Here is a 20,459-nt window from a genome sequence, read left to right as displayed (position 1 = left end):
GAATGACACGCAGCTGTCGCAGGAGTTCGATACCGTTGGTTTCCGGCATCTGGATATCAAGCAGGATACAGTCGAACGGCTTTTTGGCGCCCTTGATCATGTCAAGCGCGGAGGCTGCACTACTTGCGGTCGAAACCTGGTAGTTTTCCAGCGTTTCCAGCGCAGTTTTCACCACTTCCAGAATGCTTGGCTCGTCATCCACGACCAAGATTCTGAAACCGGAGTGCTTGTTTGCGCGGATTTCCATTTTGCGTTGGAACCGGCTACTTCCTTCAATAGACATTTGCTTCACCCACCGGCCGTTTGATACGGATTAGTGAACCATTAATCATATGAAACTGTGCTCAATTTGAGGCGTAAGGTAGTCGATTTTTCTCGAAATCTGGCAAAATGCCGCCGCAAATATGGCATTATTTTCAAATGCCAAACAATGCAGATAAGAAACCGGGTATTGTTCACGAAATTTCGCGTCACCCGGAAATCTGTGTTATCCGTCACTCAGGATATAAAGTCAGAGACCTTGAATAGAACAGACTGGCTTGCGGTTCCGTCGATCGAAAACTTCGCCCCTATGGGCGTCGCATTCACCCCCAAACGCCGGGCCCATCGCGCCCATAAGGCCGGCACGATCCCCAGAACATGCGTCGCGCCATTGTCCATTGCCGTTTCGCTCATCGAGAGAAACAACAAACTCTGAACCCTCTGGCGCTGTTGCGCAGGAACGCTATCGGTAATGAAGAACCGCGTGGCTTCCCATACACTATGCTCCACCGGAGCTTCGAAAAACAGAATATCTGTCGGAATATCTTCCAACAGGCCCATCTGTGCATCTCTGATCATATAGCTGAAGGGGCCGCATTTGGCCGTGGTGGGAACCATGCGAACGCCGCCAAGGACTTCACCGAACTGATGAATGACAATCCAGCGACAGTATGGCGTATCGTACTGGTCGAATTCCATTCCGTCGGATTCTGAGACATGCCAGCCGAGTTGGTCCAGGAAAATCAATTTCCTGACTTCAAGGTATTTTACCAACAGCCCGCCATATTCAGTCATATTTCGAAACGAAATGGTCGTTGACCTGATGTGATCGACGGGCTCCCCGGCAACCTTATCGTTTCGTTTCGTAGAACTGTTTACTCTATTCTGCGAACGTTCATGCCGATCGTTAACATCAATGCTTTCAGTTAGCGGCGCAGTTGGTGGAAGTGCCTGTGCCCGGAAGGGCGACCACGTACGATTCATAGACTGCTCGTCACTTTTTTGCCTTAATACGCTTTAACGTTGCAGTTGTGAAGTCCGACACCAACACATTCTACCGGAAAAGTTGAATCGCAACTTGCTGTTGCGGCTTCTTGGCCACACCTGACCCCTCGCCTTTATGGCGAGTGCGCGCTCTTATTTGTCAATTAGATGCAAGCGGGGCGCCCGTCGGTCGTGAATACCGGGCACAACTCAAATCGGCGACTTCTGCGTCAAACCGTTGCGTTCAGCCCTGTAGTGCCGAAAACTTTCCGCCAGTCATCCATGACCGCGACCCTGCCTTGGTTCGGAACCGCCGCCAGCAGGCTATCCGTGCCATCCCTGGCTACGATTGCCTGCCATCCCGGTGCTAGCGCAAAAGCCGAACAAGACGGCCCCACTCTGTCCAGACGGCGCAGGGTTCCCTTTGCCCCGCGATGCGCGGCAAAGATCTTCTCAACATGGTCAAGGCGCAGCAGGACGGCCTCGGGCCCCTCGCGCTCTACATCCCTGCCCTCGCGCGCCCGCATAATCCAGCCTTTCGCACGCGGCTGGATCATTTTCAGAAAGCCATGCATCCGGTTTTCGTGGCCCAAGCTTTCACTGACCTCTGCCAGACGCGCCGCCGAACAGGACTTGCCGCTTGTGGTTGATTTTGCCGCGCGGCCCAAGCGCTGCAATGTGGTTCCGCCTGTCTGTTGACCTATTTTTCTGATGGTCTGTGCATGGGCCAGCGCCGCGACGTCCGGCTCGGTGTCGCCACCCTCGGCCTTTTGCTGCGCCATGTCATTGGTGCGCAATTCGATCAGGCGCCGGTTCGAGACAACAAGCATCGCTTCGGTTCCGCCATCAGACAGCAATGCCATCCTGCGTGGCAGGATAACCTCGTCAATTTCCCGCGTGATAATGCGCAACAGGCTTTGATGATCGGTCGCCTTCTCGCGCATGTCGGCCAGAAGCTCATCTCGATCCATCCCAAGACGCACCAATGCGTTACGCACCTGATGCGCCGTTTCCTCCGACCCGGTTTGGCGCGCTTTTGCAATTCTTCCCATCAGGCTTCCCCAGATACCTTCTGAAATATTTTCAGTGCATATGCCTTTACACCGTCAACCGCCTCTGCACGGTCACACACACAGCAGACGACATCAGACCTGCTCTCTTTCGATCTCACATAGATGCGCACATCGTCCGGTGTCGCGACGATGACGCTGTTTTCCGTCTCTTCAGGTCGACCATCACCCGCAGTCAACGCATCGGACACCCCGAAATTCAGAGCTCCCTGTTGGATGATCTCTTCCAGATAGTCCTGTTTGTGCTGACGCGTCGCGCTTGTGCGCAAGACCAGGCCCGTCTTCAGATCCCCGAACGAAACTAGCGAACAGCCAGGCACGCCGCGTCGCATTTCGTCAAGGCATTCGGATATGGTCATTTCACGCTCCAGATCGGCGGGACATAGATGTGCGGGCCTCCAAACACGCCTGTTCCCTATTGCCGCATGACTTTTCTCACCAGTTGGCGTCCACCGAGGGGCTGGGCCGGGCGGTGCGCCCGCGCATCTCGGTCAGGACGCGCACACGTTTCGGTATGACACTGTTCGCATTGTAGACCACAGGTTCGGCAGAGACATTCTGTGCGGATGGCGATGCTTCGGCCAACGACGTGTCGGCCATTTCTTGCGGCGCGTCCGATGCCGCACTGTCCGGCAAATCCTGCACTTGCGGCGCCTTGCGCGCCTCCTGCGATGCAACCGGCGCGCAACGGCCTTCTTCGGATGCGCTCAGCAACAAATCCACAAGGTGGTCGACAAACTCCGCCGCTCCGCTCTCCTGCCACTTTTGAAAGTCGTCCCCTGCATCCAGCGCCTCGATAATCGAGAGCGGATACACCGCCTTGAACAAGCCGTCGGTTTCCTTGCGGACCCGAGTGAGCACACGATCGACATCGCGATCGACCCGAAGCTTGTCAACCTGTGTCACCAGCAGGATGTTGTCCCCGTTCGTCCGTTCCCGGATCAGCTCCCATGCCGCCGCCTCGGATTGGCGCCATGCCTGTGTTGCCTGCGTGCACCATACGACGCTGTCGACGTGTTCGATCATCGACAACCAGACATCCGACGACATGCTTGGGTCTGAAATTCCGGGCATGTCGATCAGATCGCATATCTCCAGAGTTTCCGACCGGTTGTACAAGCGGACCATGCTGGTTTCGTCAACGCAGATCGCGTCCAGATCTTCGATGTCGATCTCTCTCTCGGTGCCATCACGATCCACGGCAATTGCGGCCGGATCGCCATAGCTGATCCAGATCGGGGGAAGCCGGGTTGCGGTGACCTGTACCGGCAACGGCGCATTCCCCAGAAACAGTTTGGAAAGCGTGCTTTTCCCGGCACTGAATTCGCCCATGAACGCCAGGCGTGGTTTTCGGGAGGATGGTGCCGAACTTGGACTCACGGTGTTCAATGTCTTCTCCTTGGTCATGTGACGTAGCGCCTCAGCGTCCTGAGCGTCTCTTGCAGCGCATCGTTGCGCGTTTGTTCCTCTTTGTCGCAAAACATGTCTTCCACGGCCCCGGAGCGATGCGCGCCGGAAATCAGATCGAGCAGGATACCTTTCTGCTCTTCAAGAAAACCGCTCAATTCCTGCACGAAGTCGTCCTGGATTGTGGTGGTCTGGACCTCTTTCATCTGCGTCATGAAATCTTCTGTCTCAGAGCGGATCAATTCCCGGAACTGCTTGGCGAAGGCTTGGTAGCCTCGGGTTCTTCGCCACCACATCGCCCACCAACTATCGTTGAAATCCAGCGCGATTGTTTGCCCGAGGGTGACCGGCGACGGAATTTGAGGGACGCCGGGCACCGAGAGCTGAATACCTTCGACAGCCGGGCCAAAGCCGCGATAAAGCAGATGTGCCGTGTCAGATACGGCGGCTTCATAACGCGCCTCGGCATCCTTGCGGACCTTGCTTCCCATGGTCGAATATGCCGAGCGCAGCAGAACGCGAAGTCCGGCCGGATCGTATTCCCAGACCTGTTCGTCACCATAAACCTCAAGATGGGACACCAATGAATGTGTCGCCCGCTCGACAAAGGTCTCATGCACGCGGTCGGCGCGCTGATGATATTCGGTGAATATGTCCGACATTGATGCCTTGAACGCGGTCAGGTTTGTCTCTGCTATCCGCTCGAATTCCGTGCGTATCTGGTCCATGGTGACATCAGAGGTGAAATCGTCACCTGCAACCATCACCGTTTGCGCGGCCTTCTGTGATGTCGCAATTGCCATGGCCGACGATGCAATCTTCGTCAGGCAAGGCTCGCCCAGGCTGTGCACGATTTGCGATGACAGGGCTCGCATCAGGGCAGGCAAGCCTGACATTTCCCAAACATGGTCGGCGGGCGGTTGATCAATATTGGTCGTCCCGAGAACCGCCTTGGTAAGATTCAGCAATGCATTGGCATTGGCGTCGGACATATCGCCCAACTCGCCATGCAGAACCTTGCCCGCCCAGTAGGCACTTCCGAAAATGATCTGTGCATCCTGAGGGCCATCATTGTTCTTGAGCGTCCGGCGAATGCTGTCTTCGATCTCGATCAACTGATTGGCCGGGTCGGACAATTCGTCAATACGGTTCACGAAGATGATCACTTCACGCGATTTGAGGGTCGAGATCATCCGGACCAGCGCCATATCCACCGAGGTCAATGCCTGGCCCGCTGACAGCACAACCACACAGACGCGGCTATCACGGATCGCCTGGATCGTTACCATTTCGCGCATCATGAAGGTGTCGTTGACGCCCGGCGTGTCGCGAAGGCACATACGAAACGGTACGGTATGGCAATTCAGGTAAAGCTCGGCCGAGCGGGTTATATCCGCAAACCGGCCCTGCTCGTCATTGACCGGGTCGTGACCCGGCACATCGAAATCATCGCCAAGGCAAATATACCGCTCCAGCAGGTTCTTGTCGAAGTACCCGTACTCATGTTCCTGCCCCATCAGCATTTCAAAATTCCGGCCCAGGCGGCTGCGGGACTTCTCGCGCATGGAATGGATTTGTTCGCGGATCTTGTTCAGCTCGCCCTCTGCGCCGGCGCGTCCGGCCAGTTCGCCGATCCTGCCGCCCTTGGTGGTTAGACGATCCCATTCGTCTTCGGTCATAAACTGGAAACGTGCCCCGGTCTCACCATTTTCGGCAGCAGGGGTCAGGTGAAGCGATGTCACCACCGAGGTCCAGGGGTTGACGTCCGACGGCAACAGATCCGCCCAGCCGGTCATGGCATTGATCAGCGACGTTTTCCCTGATTTCACCTGGCCAAGGACCGTAACAGAGGGCTCGAACGCCGCCAGTAGACCCTTCAGGCGCAGCACGGAGCGACGCGATTCTTCGCCGGTCAGACCGACAAGCCTGTCCAGCGCACCTTCAAGTTCGGCGGCCTTTTGGGCGAAAGCTGCAAGCTCTTCCATGCCCGTTCTCGGGTTGGTTCGGCGCGCTGAAGCCCGGATATTGGTGGCAGGATCAATTTCGACTTCAATGTTCATTGGATTTCCGCTGTCATTGGCATTGCGGGTAGATTTCACCCGTATTGAAAACTCTGAACAACCACGCGTTGCACACTTTTGCTCATGGCAAAAATGGTAAACAAATGTGGTGATAGTTGGACGGGACTGGGGAAAAATTCCTGACGTCACAATCCCGTGTCAGACCACCTTGTCGATAAGCTCCTTTCTCATCTGCAACAGCAGGGTTACCGCATCCAGCGCCGCCTCTTCGCTGCGTTCCAGCTTGAACAGCATCAGCATTTCTTCGCCTTCCTGCACATCTTCGCGCATACCCTTGGCGGCGGGGTCATTCACCGGCGTCATGTCAAGCATTCCTGCAAGCGACGACATTGCCTCGGAACAGCTGCTCAGAATGGCATCGGCATCCAGTTCGATACTCTGATCCACATCGTCAAGCATCTTGCGGGCATGGTGCTGAAGCATATCCACGGCTTCGGACAACAGGGCGACGGACCGCTCATCCGGCGCCACGACCTCCACAGCCACGTCATCCGCTATTGCCGCGGCCTTGCTCTCTTTCCCGGTATCCGGGTCATCTGTGGCAACCAGAACCGGCGCCTGCGGGCCTTCGCCGCCCTCGACATCGACCTCCGGCGTGCGTGCCGCAAGGCGGTCGAGGAAAATCCGTGCCTGGTCAATATCGGCGCCACGCCCCTGCCTGATCTGCCTGAGCACCGGATCCATCAAGTGCTTTCCGCCACTCGACGTCCAAAGCGCCTGATTCAAACCCTCGCCGGATGTCTGCGCCGCGATCCCCTGAATGGTGGCCACGGGATAAAGCCCCATGAATTCATCCGCCACGATGGGTTCCAGCCGCGCGATATTCTGTGACAGCACATCGCGCATCAACTGGCGATCCGCCATGGTCAGGGCCAAAAAGCTGTGATCCTTGATCTCGTCAGGCACGCCTGCCCACAGGTGCTGTTCTTCTTCGGAAAACTCCTGACTGCACCAGATGATGATATCCGCGCGTGCACAGGCGGAACTCAGGATCGCCCGTTTCTCCACAAGGCTGCCGAAAAGTCCGATCTCGACGAAATTCTGGCCGATTTCGTATCCGGCAATTCCTGCCGGGCACGGATTGCCCCCTCGGGACAATCGCAATCCTTCAGAAACCCCGAAAAACTTGTCAACGAGCCGTCCTGCCTTTCGAAAAGAGCGCGCTCTTTTTCGCCATAGACCAGTTCGACAACGGGCGCATCCACATGCTGGCCGATAACAGGTTGTGCCGACATCATTTCGATCAGCGTCGACTTGCCGCTTCCGGCAAGGCCTGTCACGACAACCTGCACCGGCTTGGTCAGATGCGCCAGAAGGCGCGCGCCCCATCGGTCATAAGGCGCCGGAACATCCCCCCGGCCCAGTATGTTTTCCAACCGATCTATAACTGGGTTGATCCTGACTGCATGGTTCAACGGAGGTCTCCCCGAGCGTTCATCATCCTGTTGCCTTTTTCTTCCGCGTCACCTTTGCCATGATCGTTATCGACGCGTTGTTGTAGTTCTGAGTGCGCGACACGATCTGATCCTGGTCAGTCACAACAGCCCCGGCCCCCTGCCCCAGAACCTTTACGACGCACAAAGAGACATTGTCTTGGCAGGGATCGTCGAGCTTCTGAACCTCTTTCATCAGGGCCGCGCCAATGTCTTCCGCCGATCGCTTCTGCGTGAAACGCAGGACGCCCTCGATCTGATCCTCGCAGAGAAATTGCAGGCCATCGCTGGCCACGATCAGGATGTCGCCTTCCTGGATCTGTACCGGCACCGTCCGGCAATCGAGTTGCGCGATCTCCCGGCCGATCAACACCGATGTCAAACAGGTCTGGTCGGGGTAATTGAGCGCCTCTTCACGGCCCATGATCCCGTTCGCGACCAGATAGTCGATCTGTGACATGAGGGCGTGATTCTCGTTCAGGCGTTCAAGCACGCCATTGCGGAACAGGTAGAGCGGACTATCGCCAACCGAGATCCAGTATAACCGGTCATGTATGAACACAGGTGCCAGCAAAGTGGCGCCCATGCCGTGCGCTTCCGGGCGCTCACGCGCATACATCCCGACACGCTTGTTCGCGCTTACGGCAGCCTTCTCCAGCACCTCACCGATCTGGGGCTCCAATATTTCCGGATCGCCGGATTGCAGCTTTAGCTTGCTGAACACCTCGGTGACGACGATCTTGCTTGCGACATCACCTGCGGCATGCCCGCCCATTCCGTCGGCAAGCACCACAAATCCAAACGCCTCTCCTGACGAGAAGTCCGACACCACGGCATCTTCCTGCCGCTCACGCCGACCCAGCACCATGGCCATCGACGTGTCATATACAAGTTCAGCCGTTGGAAGCATGGGGCCAGTCCCTCTCTTCGGAGTCGTCCCAGTTGAAGTCCGAACCACAAAGCGGAACAAAGCGAAGCTTCGTTTCACCAATTGCGATCACGTCACCGGCAGACAGTTCTTCGGTACTCAGGACCGGGCGGTCATTCCGCCGCACAAGGTTCGCCTTGCCACCGTGACCGATGAAAAAGCTTTTCTGTGCGGGGTCATAGGCAATCGCGGCATGGTTTTCGCGCGAGATGCTGTTATCGCCGAAATCAAGCGGCACTGTCTGATCCTTGCCACGACCGATCTTGCTGACGCCATTGAACAGCGTGAAGGCCGCGCCACGACCCGGACCGGCGACAACAATCAGCCACCCAAGCGGGAATTTGGTATAGGCCGCAGGCTTTGCATCCGCACCGCCCGAAATCGGGTCAATATCGGCATCCTGACTGCTGTTGAAACCAAGAAGCCGGGTTTTCACCCGCGTCTGACGGCCTGTCGCGCGGCCCACAGCGGGTTGCGGAATCTCGACCGCCTGATAGGCCTCAGGCGCCTTGGGTTCCGGCTGCGGCATCGCCTGGGGCGGTTCTGGTGACACAAAAGGCGCCTCTCGGTCCATGCCAGATGTGTCATGATGAAACGCCGACGTCGCCGCCGGGGCTCTCTCGACGGGATCATAGTTTTGCTCGATGGGTGCCTCGGCCTCGGGCTCGGCGCTCTCGATCATCTCGTCTTTTGGCGTCTCGGAAATCTCCGATGTGCGATATTGCGGCTCGGCGACCCAGGCCGCGGCAGGTTGCTCATCTGCTTCGTCCTCTTGCGCGTCGCAATCGGTCTCTTCCTGCTCGGCGAAGACGTTGGACGGGCTGCCGAAAAAATCATCGCCCTCGTCTTGCTGCGGCTCGCTGACATCGGCACTTTCCGGCGCGGGCATTGCAACATCCTCAAAGGTCATGTCTTTAACCAACGCGTCAATCTGCCGCACGTCGACCGCAGACGCGGGTTCCGAGTGCGACAGGAACTCATCCGAAAGAAGGCCGCTCGCCTCTTTGGCCACCGAGATGCCATTTGCCTGATGACTCATCTGGCGCTTTTCGCCAATGATATCGCGAATAAACTTCATTTTTGTTCCTTTCAGGTTTTGACTTTTTCGGCCGAATGACGCCGTCTTTTCACCAGAGCGCCGAGCACGCGCGACAGGATAAAGCCTGTGCCTGCGGCTTTATCAGAGCGGTCTTTTTCGACTTTCCGGGTTAACTGGCGTGCTGCGGCCCGTTGCCGTTTGGATAATTTGTCCTGTTCGCGCAGCCATGCATCGACGTCATCAATCGGACAGCCGAACATATCCACAAGCCGGTTGGGCTGGTCGTCTTGCTCCGGTTCGTCGGGCACTTTGGGGTGTTGCCAGGCCCGCGGGGCGAGCACCGGTTCAAGGCTGCTGTTGGTGTCCTCGACGAGCGATGAAATCGCTTCCGCCACGCTTGGCTCAAGATCGTTGATCTGAGTCTCACTGTCTGGCGCGGGGGCCGCACTATACCCCTGCTGCACGGGCGCGGCCTCGCAGGTCTCGAGCACGTCCAGCCATTCCCTTGCACACTGAAAGCGCTTCTCCTGCGAAACGGACAGGGCTTTGTCGATTGATGCCAGAAAGGCCTTGTCAAATGCCCACGATCCCGAGGCAAGCGGCTTATAGGGATCGGGCTGGCCCGAACTCAAAGCCGCCAGGCGTTTCTGACAGTCCGGCGGCGCATATCCCGCAATCAGGTGATAGAAGGTCGCACCAACCGAGTAGAGATCGCTGGACGGCTCGTGCGAGCTATCCGTGTAGTAGAATTCATGCGGCGAATACCCATCCTTCACGGACAAGACAGTGGAAAGCACCCGCTTGGGGTTACTGGCATCCTCGCGCGCGGCCCCGAAGTCGATCAGCGTCAGATTGTTCTGGGCATCCAGTAAGAGATTGTCGGGCGAGATATCGCGATGCAGCATGCCGTACTCATGCACATGCTCCAATGCTGTAAGTGTATCGTCCAGCAGCGTTTGAAGCATGGTGTTGGTCAGACGCCCCGGATCAATGTCCATCATCGACAAAAGATCCATGCCATCGACAAAATCCATTGCAATATAGGCCGTGTTGTTCTCTTGAAAGACCTGGTGAACCTTGACGATGTTCGGATGCTCGAATTTCGCGAGCCTCAGCGCCTCACGCAAAAAGTTGCGAATGACACTTTGATATTGCTCCTGATAGGAGGATTTGCGCGGGCGCACCTCGCCGTTGATCCGGCGGCAGATGGAACTCGGGAAGCATTCCTTGATGACAACATGCCGGTGCAGACTGTCGCGGGCCAGATAGGTCACGCCAAATCCGCCGTCGATCAGGTGACGCTCGATCGTGTACTGACCGTACAGAAGCGTACTACCCGATGTCAGTTCATCGGTTTCATGCTCTTCCAAAAAGGTTATATTGTTTTGCACGTCGTAGTCTTTCCAGATGGCAGCTAGGGAAGCACAAAGAGATTCAAAACACACAATCAGAACGTGCGAGCGTGCACTGCAATTATGATTAGATCATGGCAACAATTGGCCTATGATCCGGCAGCTATCAAAAAATGATGATCAAGGGCGATTTCTGACCCGGCCCTCGGCCATCTGTTCGTTGCGACGTCTGTTGCAACAGAAACGTCGCGGTCGGACTCTCTGGCCCTGCGTGAATGTCGCATTTGAGGTATATGGGAACGTTCCGAAAGGGTAACCTGCAAAGCGAGATCTCCTTGACTGGCCTGATATGACATCTGTAACGCCGCCCATGCCCATTGCGGACACTCACAAGTCAGGTGTGCTTTTCGTGTTTGCGGCCGGGGTTCTGTGGTCAACGGTCGGTCTTGGCATTCGCATCATAGAAGACGCCGTCGTCTGGCAGATCCTGCTGTATCGGTCGATCAGCATGTCGCTCTTTCTTTACGTGGTCATTAGGATGCGCTCGGGCGTAAGCCCCTTTACCCAGGTCCGCAGCATCGGTTTCCCCTCTGTTATCGCCGGGCTTTCACTGGTTGCGGCCTATTCCGGCGGGATCTACTCGATCCAGAACACGTCGGTCGCAAATGCCATGCTGCTTTTTGCAACCGCACCGTTCATGACCGCAGTCCTGGGGTGGGTCGTCCTGCGTGAACGCGTGCGCGTCGCGACATGGCTCGCGATTGCCGTTGCAATAGGCGGAATCGCGATCATGGTTGCCGACAAATCCGGCAGCGTCGTCCTGAAAGGAAGCCTTGCAGCGCTTGGCTCGGCATTTGGTTTCGCGGTCTTCACGGTTGCCTTGCGGTGGGGACGAACGGGGGAAATGCTCCCATCGGTTTTCCTGTCCGGCGTGTTCGCCATCGTCGTCACATTTGCGATATGTCTATTCTCGGGGCTGCCCGTCACGCTCAATTTGCACGATGGCGCGATATCCATGGGCATGGGGGTTTTCCAGGTGGGTGCGGGGCTTATCCTCTACACGCTGGGGTCACGCAGTCTGCCCGCCGCAGAGCTGGCGTTGTTATCCTTGGCAGAGGTCATGCTTGGCCCCCTCTGGGTCTGGTTTTTCCTTGGTGAGACGGCAAGCGCGAATACGTTGACCGGCGGCGCGGTTCTGCTTGTGGCGATTGCCGGAAACGCGCTGTCAGGCAAACGGCGCAAGCCTCCGCCGATCACCCTGCCTTAAGGATACCGTGATCGGCCCGGTCTCACCGGCGCGCCATAGGTTCACTTCACGCGCCCTCTATCGAAGAAGGTCTTCCTCGAACGGGAAACGCGACAGCAATTCGATGCCTGTCTCGGTCACCAGAACCTGCTGTTCCAGCTTCACCCCCTCGCAACCGCCGGTCTCGCCGATATAACTTTCAACGCAAAGTGTCATGCCCGGTAGAATCTCTCCGTCATAACCGGCATCGGGGAAATCGCCGCGGTGATAGAGATACGGGTATTCCCCGGTCATCCCGCAGCCATGGGCAGAAAGGTAATATCGGTTTTGATAATATTTTTCCGGGATATCCCAGGCGCGATCTGCGTAATCGCGGAAACTCATGCCCGCCTTCAGGATGCCCATGTTGTGGATCACCTGTTCGTGCGCGACGGTATAAAGTTCGCGCTGCGCCTTAGTCGGCTTGCCCGGTCCGGAATGGAAGGTGCGCGAAAAATCTGAGTAATACCCATGGCAGCCCACAACATCCGTATCCAGTGCAATCAGTTCGTTTTCACCGATCACGTTGCTGGAGGTTTCCTGAAACCAGGGGTTGGACCGCTGCCCGGCATTCAGGAGCCGCGTTTCGCAATAATCCGCATTCTGTGCGATGACGGACTGATGCAGAACCGACCATAGTTCATTTTCCGTCATGCCCGGGCGGATCGCAGCGCGCAGCTTCTCGACGCCGGTTTCCGTGGCGCGGAGCGAGGCATTGACGCATTTCATTTCCTCGGCCGATTTGATCGCGCGCGCCATCTCGACCGGTTGCTGGGCATCAACGATGGTCAGTCCGCATTCCTTCAACGCAATCGCGGTGCCTGCGTTCAGGCGCTCTAGACCAACGGTTGCGCCCTGCCCGACCAGTTCGGTGATCAGATCGTTCATCTCGACCGCCCAGGCCTTCTCGCGTGCGGCAATATCAGGGCCTGCGGCGACGAAGCTGGCGGTCCTTGAGGGGCGGACCTCATCAATTGTTTCATATCCCTCGCCCAGATGCAGGCAACCAGTGAATTCGAACAGGATAGATTTATTGGCGGTCAGCAGCAGATAGCGAGACGGCGCGTTGCGCTGGCAGAACACCTGCATGTTGCGGGCGCCGGTTGCATAGCGAATGTTGATCGGATCGGACAGGATCACCGCGTCGACACGATAGCGTTTCATTTCCTGACGCACACGCCCCAGCCGATAAAGACGGACGGCCTTGAGGTCGATACCTTCACTTTCCGGTGCGCGATCCAGAAGGGCAATGCCCGCCAGATCGCTACGTTCTGCGTGCCAATCAAAATTCGCCATGTCGTATTCCCTCACGTTCAAGCAAAACCTCTCCTTTTGCAGATAAGCTGTAAACACTTGAAAAAATCGTCCATTTGCATAACCAAAGGGAATGGATAAACTCAGAAAAGCCCTGCCGCCGCTGGATACGCTTATCTTTTTCGAGGCCGTCATGCGCAATGGCGTTTTTACCGCCGCCTCCTCTGAACTCTATGTCTCGCAGGCGGCTGTTTCCAAGCGTATCCGTCTGCTTGAAAGCTGGTTGGGCACCCCGTTGTTCGAGCGTGGCGCGCGCAGTCTGGTCCCCACCCCCGCAGGGGTGAAACTAGCCGAACCCGTTGCGATGGCGCTGGATTACCTGCAAACCTCTCTTGAAGGCATCAAATCCCCGGTCAAACCCGCCGTGCGCATCGCGGCCAATAATGCCGTGTCGGTGTTCTGGCTGTTCCCGAGGATCAAGGCATTTGCCTTCAGCGAGGCGTCCTGTCCTGTTGAAACCGTTGTGTCGGATGATCCCGCAGCCCTGCTTGCATCCGACCACGATCTCGCGATTATCTATGCTGCCGCCCCACCGGAAGGCTGGGAGGGGGCCAAACTGATGGATGAGGACCTGGCCCCTGTCTTGTCGCCGGAGTGTGTCGAAAGCTTTGGGCAGAATCCGCAGAGCCAAATTCTGCTCGATTACGAACGATATGCGCCGGACTGGATCAACTGGGACGTCTGGGCGAAACGCCATTCGACCTCCCCACTGGCAAGGCTGCCAAGGAAGATCTGTGAAACATATAGCCAATCCATAGGTCGAGCGATTGCTGGAGAAGGGATTGCTCTGGCAAGCTGTGCGCTTCTGCAAGATGAGTTGGCGTCCGGAGCGCTCGTCGCCCTTGACGAGGAACGCTACAACACCGGCAAAGGGTATTTCCTCGTCAAGCGGTCAGGGCGCTCTGACCACAAGCAAGTCACCGAATTCGCCAATTTTTTGGCAAGGGTGAACAAATAGAAGAAAACAAGTTCCCAACCGCCCCCAAATCACGAAAATCGTCTCAACGATTCTGTGCACCTGTTTGTAAAGTGTTGGTAGCGGAGGAGGGACTTGAACCCCCGACACGCGGATTATGATTCCGCTGCTCTAACCAACTGAGCTACTCCGCCAGAACGTGGGCGTAGGTATGACAGCCCGCGCCTAGCGTCAAGGGAGAAAAATGCCTTTTGGACACCCCATCTTGCGGGCCGCCCGCGATTGGCACATGATCCGCCGCATGAATACCGATCCGCTAAGTGAACTGGCCAATATCATTGGCCCCAAATACGTCCTGACCGGAGCCGACGCCGCACCCTGGTCGCACGACTGGACAGGCATTGCGCACTGGACCCCTCTGGCGGTGCTGCGCCCGGCCAATACCGCCGAGGTCTCGGCGATCATGAAGCTGGCCAACCGCCATCGCCTTTCCATCGTGCCGGTCTCGGGCAACACCAACCTTGTCAAGGGCACCGCCGCCGAGGGCGCGCTGATGCTCTCGCTCGACCGCATGTCGGCAATCCGCGAGATTCGCCCGAATGCCCGCATCGCCATTGTCGAGGCGGGCGTGATCATTGCAAACCTGCATGCCGCCAGCGCCGAGCATGACCTGATCTTTCCGCTGACCTTCGGGGCGCGCGGTTCGGCGATGATCGGCGGGGCGCTTTCGACCAACGCGGGCGGCTCGAACGTGGTGCGCTATGGCAATACCCGTGACCTGTGCCTTGGGCTTGAGGTGGTGCTTCCGAGCGGCGAGGTGATGAACCTGATGAGCGAGCTGCACAAGAACAACTCTGGCTATGACCTGCGCCACCTGATGATCGGCGCCGAGGGCACGCTAGGCATCATCACCGCCGCCGTCCTGAAACTTGCGCCCCGGCCCCGCGCCTATGCCACCGCAATGGTGGCGGTGCCGTCGGTCGATGCCGCCCTTGCCCTTCTCAACCGGCTTCAGGATGAAACCGGCGGCGCGGTCGAGGCCTTCGAATACATGCCGCGCAGCTTTATCGACACCTACCTCAATCGTTTCCCCGAGGCCCGCGCGCCCTTTGACAGCCCCCACGAGGTTAACATCCTGGTCGAGCTGGGCGCTCGCGCGCCCCGCGACGCCACCCCGGACGCCACTGGCGCGGTGCCGCTTGCGGCGCATCTCGAACAGGTTCTGGCGGCGTTATTCGAGGACGGCACATTGCTTGACGCCGTTGTCGCCCGGAACAGCGCGCAGCGCGCCGAGATTTGGGCCCGGCGCGAGGCCTCGGCACAGGTCTTGCGGATGCGCAGCCCGGTGATCGACAACGATATCGCCGTGGCGACCGACCGCATGCAAACCCTTCTGGAACGCATCGAGGTGCGCAGCAAAGCGATTGATCCGGATATCTTCAACACTGGCGTGGCCCATCTTGGCGACGGCAACCTGCATTACGCCGGCTTCCCCTCGGTCAGCGATCCGGCCCTGCACCGCGCCATTCAACAGGCGGTCGAGGAAGAGGTGATCGCCCTCGGCGGAAGCTTTTCCGCCGAGCACGGCATCGGCCTGTCAAAACAGCCCGCCATGGCACTTCACAAGGACAAGGCGGCGCTTGCCACCATGCGCGCGATCAAGGCCGCGCTTGATCCCAACAACATCATGAATCCCGGCAAGCTATTGCCCGGCGCATAGCCCTAGGCGCGCCAGTCGAAGAACCCGTCGCCCGCCCGCGCAAGCAACCGCGCGGCGATCTCGCGGCCAAGCTCTGCACCGTCCTCGATAAGGGCGGTGCCCTCATCGCTGAGGCTCTCGCTTCCGTCGGGGCGCAGAATCTCGCCACGCAGGCGCAGATTTCCTCCGGACAGGTCCGCCAGCCCGGCAATCGGTGTCTCGCACGACCCGTCAAGCGCCGCCAGAAAGGCACGTTCGGCGGCAAGGCGCTGACCGGTTTCGGTGTGGTGAATCGCCGCAAGCATATCAGCGGCGCGAGTATCATCGGCGCGCCGCTCGATCCCGATCGCCCCCTGCGCCACGGCCGGCAGCATCACCTCGGGTTCGATCGCACATTGCGCCACCTCGGAGCGGCCCAGACGGTTCAGCCCGGCCATCGCCAAAAAGGTGCAGGCGGCCACGCCCTCATCCAGTTTCTTCAATCTTGTCTGCACGTTACCGCGGAATTCGACCACCTCGAGATGCGGGTAAGCGACCAGAACCTGCGCCTTGCGCCGCAAGGAAGACGTGCCGACCCTGGCCCCTGCGCGTAGATCGCCAAGACCGCCCACCGAGGGCGACACAAAGGCATCGCGCACATCTTCACGCGGAAGGTAGGTATCCAGCAAAAGCCCCTCGGGTTGCAGCACCGGCATATCCTTCATCGAATGCACCGCAATGTCGATTTCCCCGGTCTGCATGGCCTGCTCGATCTCGCGCGTAAACAGCCCCTTGCCGCCGATCTCTTTCAGCGGACGGTCGATAATGCGGTCGCCCGTGGTTTTAATCACAATGATCTCAAAGGCTTCCTCGGCCAGATCAAAGGCCGAGGATAACCGACGACGGGTTTCATAGGCCTGCGCCAAGGCAAGCGGCGAGCCGCGCGTGCCTATTTTGAGGGGCTTTGTCGGGGTGGGTAAATCACGTGTCATGGCAGAGGTTTAGACGCGGCAAACCCGACTGGCAAGCGCCAGAGTGCTTGACATCCCGGGCCGCCGGGGTGACCTAACATCAAAACGGAGGAACCCAATGGCCGCTGACAAAACGATCCTCAAGGCGCTGGCAGGCGAAACGCAACCCACCCCCCCGATCTGGATGATGCGGCAGGCGGGCCGCTATCTGCCGGAATACAGGGCAACGCGCGCGCAGGCCGGTGATTTCCTGTCCCTGTGCTACAACAGCGACCTCGCCACCGAGGTAACCCTTCAGCCGATCCGCCGTTACGGATTTGACGCGGCCATCCTCTTTGCCGATATCCTGCTGCTGCCGCAGGCGCTTGGGGCTGATCTCTGGTTTGTCACCGGCGAAGGGCCGCGCCTCTCGACCATCACCGATCAGGGCGGCCTTGACGCCCTGAAGCCCGTGGCGGACATCCACGAAACCCTCAACCCGATCTATCAGACCATCCGAAACCTCACGACCGCCCTGCCCCGCGAGACCACCCTTATCGGATTTGCGGGCGCCCCCTGGACCGTCGCCACCTATATGATCGCCGGACGCGGCACACCGGACCAAGGCCCGGCACATGCGCTCAAGGCCGAAAACAAGGCGGTGTTCGAGGGCCTTCTGGATCGCATCACCGAAGGCACGATCGAATATCTCTCGGCCCAGATCGAGGCCGGTGCCGAAGTCGTCAAACTCTTCGACAGCTGGGCAGGATCGCTCAAGGGCGCGGATTTCGACAAATACGCCACGGCCCCCGCCAAGCGGATCATATCCGAACTGAAAGCGCGCCATCCCGGCATTCCGGTTATCGCTTTCCCGCGCGAGGCCGGGGATAAATATATTGGATTTCATGCCAAAACCGGTGCCGATTGCGTTGCAATCGACGATTCCGTCACCGCCGAATGGGCCGCCGAACATGTCCAGAAAGATGGCTGCGTTCAGGGCAACCTTGCCTCGTCGCATATGGTCACGGGCGGCGACGCCCTGGTGCGCGAAACCAAACGCATCGTCAAAGCCTATGGCAACGGCCCGCATATCTTCAATCTCGGCCATGGGATCACCCCGGATGCCGACCCCGACAACGTGCAACGCATGATCGACGCAGTGCGCGGCGCTTGAACCGCGCCGCCAATAGCCTGCTCTTTGCGCCAATGGCGACCCGTATTCATGTCGCAATCCGGCGCGCAGGAGGTGTGTAATCTTCCCAAGATTGGCCTTGAAGGAGAGGCCAATGAATACCCACTTCCGTGAAATTCGCAAGATTGATCCGACCCGCGGCGCCACCCTTGGCGACGGCACACCCAACGATGCCGACCGGGTCGAAATCGGCCCGACCCGGCTTGCCTTTTCCGAATGGGCGCAGGCCGGGCTTGCCCTGCCTGACCTTCAGGCCATGCGGCGGTTCCGCTGGGAACGGCTGACCGCGTCGGTCGTGGCGCGCGATTATGCCGGCGTTCTGATGTTTGACCCGCTCAACATCCGCTATGCCACCGACAGCACCAACATGCAGCTTTGGAACACCCACAACCCATTTCGCGCGGTGCTGGTCTGTGCCGATGGCTATATGGTGATCTGGGATTACAAGAATTCGCCCTTCCTGAGCACCTTCAACCCGCTGGTGCGCGAACAGCGCTCTGGCGCGGATCTGTTTTACTTTGACCGGGGCGACAAGGTTGATGTGGCCGCCGATACCTTTGCCAACGAGGTGCGGGTGCTTCTGGCGGAACACGCGCCGGGCAACAAGCGGCTCGCGGTCGACAAGGTGATGCTGCACGGATTGCGCGCCCTCGAGGCGCAGGGATTCGAGGTCATGGACGGCGAGGAAGTCACCGAAAAGACCCGCGCGATCAAGGGTCCCGATGAGATCAAGGCGATGCGCTGCGCCAGCCACGCCTGTGAAACCGCCGTCGCCACGATGGAACGTTTCGCCCGCGAGGCTGTCCCGCAAGGGCAGACAAGCGAAGATGACATCTGGGCGGTGCTGCACGCGGAAAACATCCGCCGCGGCGGCGAATGGATCGAAACCCGCCTGCTCACGTCGGGGCCGCGCACCAATCCATGGTTTCAGGAATGCGGCGGGCGGATCGTGCAGAACAATGAAATCGTCAGTTTTGATACCGACCTTATCGGCAGCTATGGAATCTGTGTTGACATAAGTCGAAGCTGGTGGATCGGCGACCGCTCGCCCCCGGCCGATATGGTCTATGCGATGCAGCACGGCCACGAGCACATCACCCGCAACATGGAATTGCTCAAACCCGGCGTCACCATACCCGACCTTACCGCGCGCTGTCATACGCTTGACCCGATCTATCAGGCCCAGAAATACGGCTGCATGATGCACGGGGTCGGCCTCTGTGATGAATGGCCGCTGGTTGCTTATCCCGACAACGCGGTCCCCGGCGCATTCGACTATCCGCTCGAGCCGGGAATGGTGCTTTGTGTCGAAGCCCTAGTAAGCCCGGAGGGGGGCAATTTTTCAATAAAGCTTGAAGATCAGGTCCTGATCACCGAAACCGGATATGAAAACCTGACGCGCTATCCCTTTGATGATGCGCTGATGGGGCGGACCTGATCTGCCCGCCCCGCGCGCGATTCGAAAGGGGCCGGATGATACCGGCCCGGCTCAGCGCGAGCGCATGACATTGCCGTGCCAATCCTCAAGGGCGCCAACGGACGTATCCGCGGGCTCAACCGGCGCGCCCTGGCCCAGGCTGACCACAACAAGGACGGCAAGCGCCAAGGCGACAACAGCGATCGAGAAACGTGTCGTCACAACGCTAACCCGCGCTGACGGGTGCTCTGCAAGGCATGTATCCTGGTGCATGAGATATCCTTTCATAACTGAGTTTTCCAAGCCGTATCTATCGGCTCCCCAGAGATACCTCGCTCACATACATTATTAAAACGAATTAATGTAATGCAAATCATCACGAAACGTGATTATTGATACTCTCTGGCTCCACTGTCGCATTCGTCGGCAAAGGCCCGGAATCGCGCGCCGGGTCGTAGACATAGGCCCGGTCACGTCCTTCATGCTTGGCATTGTAAAGCGCACGATCTGCCTGCTGAATGGCGACTTCCACATTGCCCCCGGGCGGCAAAATCGCCACGCCGAAGCTGGCGGTCAGGCTCAGGGCCTGTTGATCCACAAAAACCGGCTTGTGGCGAATACGTCGGCCAAGCCGTTCTGCGGCGACAAGACCATCCGACAAATTTGTGTCACGCAACAGCACCACGAATTCTTCGCCGCCAAACCGCGCGACGATATCATCGGACCGACAGTTCTCAGCAAGAATCGCGGCAAATTGACGAAGTGCAAGGTCGCCCGCATGATGGCCGTAGCGATCATTGAAGCTCTTGAAATGGTCGATGTCGGCGACAATCACGACACTGCATTCATCGCCAAGTTCTGCCGCGCATTCATGAAAACGGCTGCGTGTGCAAACCCCTGTCAAAAGATCATGATACACTTCATGCTCAAGCCTCGCGGCCAATTCATGGATTTCCTGCATCCGCTGACCGACGAAAAACGCAATTGGCGCCGAGATCATCACCGCCATGAACGCACCTGGCAAGGCCGTTTCGGACGCAAGGTCATCCGGAAGGATGAAAAACCGCAAGACCATGCTTCCAAGCAAGACGACAAGCGAAACCGCCACTGTAAAAAAACGTACGTCCCGTTGGTTTCTGACGCGCATGATCA

The 20,459-nt window shown here is 58.2% G+C and carries 20 protein-coding genes and 1 tRNA gene; 5 read left to right on the top strand and 16 right to left on the bottom strand.

The genetic code is table 11. The annotated features are described in order from the left end of the window. The 11 genes from QZ522_RS10305 to QZ522_RS10255 form a co-directional block, all read right to left on the bottom strand. A partial coding sequence (locus QZ522_RS10305; RefSeq protein WP_294610750.1) for a response regulator occupies positions 1-283 on the bottom strand: 283 nt, incomplete at its 3' end. A gap of 215 nt (positions 284-498) precedes the next feature. Further along, a complete protein-coding gene (locus tag QZ522_RS10300) occupies positions 499-1,245 on the bottom strand; it encodes an acyl-homoserine-lactone synthase (protein ID WP_294610746.1) in 747 nt (248 codons plus the stop codon). A 230-nt stretch (positions 1,246-1,475) separates the two neighbouring features. Next, positions 1,476-2,297 (bottom strand): hypothetical protein, encoded by an 822-nt coding sequence (locus tag QZ522_RS10295; protein ID WP_294610743.1) that lies wholly within the window; start codon positions 2,295-2,297, stop codon positions 1,476-1,478. Next, the gene (locus QZ522_RS10290; RefSeq protein ID WP_294610740.1) at positions 2,297-2,674 is read right to left on the bottom strand and encodes a hypothetical protein; all 378 of its coding nucleotides are present in this window, start codon (positions 2,672-2,674) and stop codon (positions 2,297-2,299) included. The genes QZ522_RS10295 and QZ522_RS10290 overlap by 1 nt, the downstream gene beginning before the upstream one ends. A gap of 76 nt (positions 2,675-2,750) precedes the next feature. Beyond that, positions 2,751-3,722: a dynamin family protein gene (locus QZ522_RS10285; RefSeq protein WP_294610737.1), complete on the bottom strand. Its 972-nt coding sequence runs from the start codon at positions 3,720-3,722 to the stop codon at positions 2,751-2,753. Then, positions 3,719-5,782: a dynamin family protein gene (locus QZ522_RS10280; RefSeq protein ID WP_294610734.1), complete on the bottom strand. Its 2,064-nt coding sequence runs from the start codon at positions 5,780-5,782 to the stop codon at positions 3,719-3,721. The genes QZ522_RS10285 and QZ522_RS10280 overlap by 4 nt, the downstream gene beginning before the upstream one ends. A gap of 159 nt (positions 5,783-5,941) precedes the next feature. Beyond that, a complete protein-coding gene (locus QZ522_RS10275; RefSeq protein WP_294610732.1) occupies positions 5,942-6,901 on the bottom strand; it encodes a hypothetical protein in 960 nt (319 codons plus the stop codon). Further along, entirely contained in the window at positions 6,790-7,179 is a 390-nt protein-coding gene (locus QZ522_RS10270; RefSeq protein ID WP_294610729.1) for a hypothetical protein, read from the bottom strand. Before QZ522_RS10270 ends, QZ522_RS10275 begins: the two co-directional genes overlap by 112 nt. Before the next feature lie 61 nt (positions 7,180-7,240). Next, a complete protein-coding gene (locus tag QZ522_RS10265; RefSeq protein WP_294610726.1) occupies positions 7,241-8,146 on the bottom strand; it encodes a protein phosphatase 2C domain-containing protein in 906 nt (301 codons plus the stop codon). Continuing rightward, positions 8,130-9,242, bottom strand: coding sequence for an FHA domain-containing protein (locus QZ522_RS10260; RefSeq protein WP_294610723.1), 1,113 nt, complete (start codon positions 9,240-9,242; stop codon positions 8,130-8,132). Before QZ522_RS10260 ends, QZ522_RS10265 begins: the two co-directional genes overlap by 17 nt. A gap of 11 nt (positions 9,243-9,253) precedes the next feature. Beyond that, the gene (locus QZ522_RS10255) at positions 9,254-10,594 is read right to left on the bottom strand and encodes a serine/threonine-protein kinase (RefSeq protein ID WP_294610720.1); all 1,341 of its coding nucleotides are present in this window, start codon (positions 10,592-10,594) and stop codon (positions 9,254-9,256) included. Positions 10,595-10,925: 331 nt separating this feature from the next. Between QZ522_RS10255 and QZ522_RS10250 the strand changes: the two genes are divergently transcribed. Next, entirely contained in the window at positions 10,926-11,822 is an 897-nt protein-coding gene (locus QZ522_RS10250; protein ID WP_294610717.1) for a DMT family transporter, read from the top strand. A gap of 57 nt (positions 11,823-11,879) precedes the next feature. On the opposite strand, the gene QZ522_RS10245 is transcribed toward QZ522_RS10250, so the two are convergent. Beyond that, positions 11,880-13,136, bottom strand: coding sequence for a Xaa-Pro peptidase family protein (locus QZ522_RS10245; RefSeq protein ID WP_294610714.1), 1,257 nt, complete (start codon positions 13,134-13,136; stop codon positions 11,880-11,882). A 91-nt stretch (positions 13,137-13,227) separates the two neighbouring features. On the opposite strand from QZ522_RS10245, the gene QZ522_RS10240 reads away from it, so the two are divergent. Then, on the top strand, positions 13,228-14,112 hold the full coding sequence (locus tag QZ522_RS10240) for a LysR family transcriptional regulator (RefSeq protein WP_294610712.1): 885 nt from the start codon (positions 13,228-13,230) through the stop codon (positions 14,110-14,112). Between the two features lie 75 nt (positions 14,113-14,187). On the opposite strand, the gene QZ522_RS10235 is transcribed toward QZ522_RS10240, so the two are convergent. Continuing rightward, positions 14,188-14,264: transfer RNA gene (locus tag QZ522_RS10235), tRNA-Met, on the bottom strand. A 95-nt stretch (positions 14,265-14,359) separates the two neighbouring features. On the opposite strand from QZ522_RS10235, the gene QZ522_RS10230 reads away from it, so the two are divergent. Beyond that, positions 14,360-15,790: an FAD-binding oxidoreductase gene (locus tag QZ522_RS10230; protein WP_294610757.1), complete on the top strand. Its 1,431-nt coding sequence runs from the start codon at positions 14,360-14,362 to the stop codon at positions 15,788-15,790. Positions 15,791-15,792: 2 nt separating this feature from the next. Here QZ522_RS10230 and hemC read toward each other — a convergent pair whose 3' ends face one another. Beyond that, positions 15,793-16,740, bottom strand: coding sequence for a hydroxymethylbilane synthase (hemC, locus tag QZ522_RS10225; RefSeq protein ID WP_294610710.1), 948 nt, complete (start codon positions 16,738-16,740; stop codon positions 15,793-15,795). Between the two features lie 97 nt (positions 16,741-16,837). Here hemC and hemE point away from each other — a divergent pair, with 97 nt between their 5' ends. Together hemE and dddP are read left to right on the top strand one after the other, a co-directional pair. Next, positions 16,838-17,872 carry a uroporphyrinogen decarboxylase gene (hemE, locus tag QZ522_RS10220; RefSeq protein WP_294610705.1) on the top strand — a complete coding sequence of 345 codons (1,035 nt, stop codon included), beginning with the start codon at positions 16,838-16,840 and terminating at the stop codon, positions 17,870-17,872. A gap of 112 nt (positions 17,873-17,984) precedes the next feature. Next, a complete protein-coding gene (gene dddP / locus QZ522_RS10215; protein ID WP_294610702.1) occupies positions 17,985-19,328 on the top strand; it encodes a dimethylsulfonioproprionate lyase DddP in 1,344 nt (447 codons plus the stop codon). Between the two features lie 51 nt (positions 19,329-19,379). Here the strand turns inward: dddP and QZ522_RS10210 are convergent, their stop codons facing one another. Together QZ522_RS10210 and QZ522_RS10205 are read right to left on the bottom strand one after the other, a co-directional pair. Continuing rightward, complete coding sequence (locus QZ522_RS10210) at positions 19,380-19,580, bottom strand: hypothetical protein (protein ID WP_294610699.1); 201 nt, start codon at positions 19,578-19,580, stop codon at positions 19,380-19,382. A 103-nt stretch (positions 19,581-19,683) separates the two neighbouring features. Further along, positions 19,684-20,268 (bottom strand): GGDEF domain-containing protein, encoded by a 585-nt coding sequence (locus QZ522_RS10205; protein ID WP_294610754.1) that lies wholly within the window; start codon positions 20,266-20,268, stop codon positions 19,684-19,686. Between the last annotated feature and the right edge of the window lie 191 nt (positions 20,269-20,459).

Source organism: uncultured Roseovarius sp. (genome assembly GCF_913054395.1).
GTDB lineage: Bacteria > Pseudomonadota > Alphaproteobacteria > Rhodobacterales > Rhodobacteraceae > Roseovarius.
The sequence above is the reverse complement of the archived record's forward strand: the minus strand, read 5'-3'. Positions and strand labels throughout refer to the sequence as shown.

Excerpts from the sequence above, each read along its gene's own strand:
- dddP (WP_294610702.1), top strand. The coding sequence starts at position 17,985 with ATGAATACCCACTTCCGTGAAATTCGCAAGATTGATCCGACCCGCGGC.
- QZ522_RS10210 (WP_294610699.1), bottom strand. The coding sequence starts at position 19,580 with ATGCACCAGGATACATGCCTTGCAGAGCACCCGTCAGCGCGGGTTAGC.
- QZ522_RS10295 (WP_294610743.1), bottom strand. The coding sequence starts at position 2,297 with ATGGGAAGAATTGCAAAAGCGCGCCAAACCGGGTCGGAGGAAACGGCG.
- QZ522_RS10290 (WP_294610740.1), bottom strand. The coding sequence starts at position 2,674 with ATGACCATATCCGAATGCCTTGACGAAATGCGACGCGGCGTGCCTGGC.
- QZ522_RS10205 (WP_294610754.1), bottom strand. The coding sequence starts at position 20,268 with ATGCAGGAAATCCATGAATTGGCCGCGAGGCTTGAGCATGAAGTGTAT.
- QZ522_RS10300 (WP_294610746.1), bottom strand. The coding sequence starts at position 1,245 with ATGAATCGTACGTGGTCGCCCTTCCGGGCACAGGCACTTCCACCAACT.
- QZ522_RS10265 (WP_294610726.1), bottom strand. The coding sequence starts at position 8,146 with ATGCTTCCAACGGCTGAACTTGTATATGACACGTCGATGGCCATGGTG.
- QZ522_RS10245 (WP_294610714.1), bottom strand. The coding sequence starts at position 13,136 with ATGGCGAATTTTGATTGGCACGCAGAACGTAGCGATCTGGCGGGCATT.
- hemE (WP_294610705.1), top strand. The coding sequence starts at position 16,838 with ATGGCCGCTGACAAAACGATCCTCAAGGCGCTGGCAGGCGAAACGCAA.
- hemC (WP_294610710.1), bottom strand. The coding sequence starts at position 16,740 with ATGACACGTGATTTACCCACCCCGACAAAGCCCCTCAAAATAGGCACG.
- QZ522_RS10230 (WP_294610757.1), top strand. The coding sequence starts at position 14,360 with ATGATCCGCCGCATGAATACCGATCCGCTAAGTGAACTGGCCAATATC.
- QZ522_RS10260 (WP_294610723.1), bottom strand. The coding sequence starts at position 9,242 with ATGAAGTTTATTCGCGATATCATTGGCGAAAAGCGCCAGATGAGTCAT.
- QZ522_RS10240 (WP_294610712.1), top strand. The coding sequence starts at position 13,228 with ATGGATAAACTCAGAAAAGCCCTGCCGCCGCTGGATACGCTTATCTTT.
- QZ522_RS10250 (WP_294610717.1), top strand. The coding sequence starts at position 10,926 with ATGCCCATTGCGGACACTCACAAGTCAGGTGTGCTTTTCGTGTTTGCG.
- QZ522_RS10285 (WP_294610737.1), bottom strand. The coding sequence starts at position 3,722 with ATGACCAAGGAGAAGACATTGAACACCGTGAGTCCAAGTTCGGCACCA.
- QZ522_RS10280 (WP_294610734.1), bottom strand. The coding sequence starts at position 5,782 with ATGAACATTGAAGTCGAAATTGATCCTGCCACCAATATCCGGGCTTCA.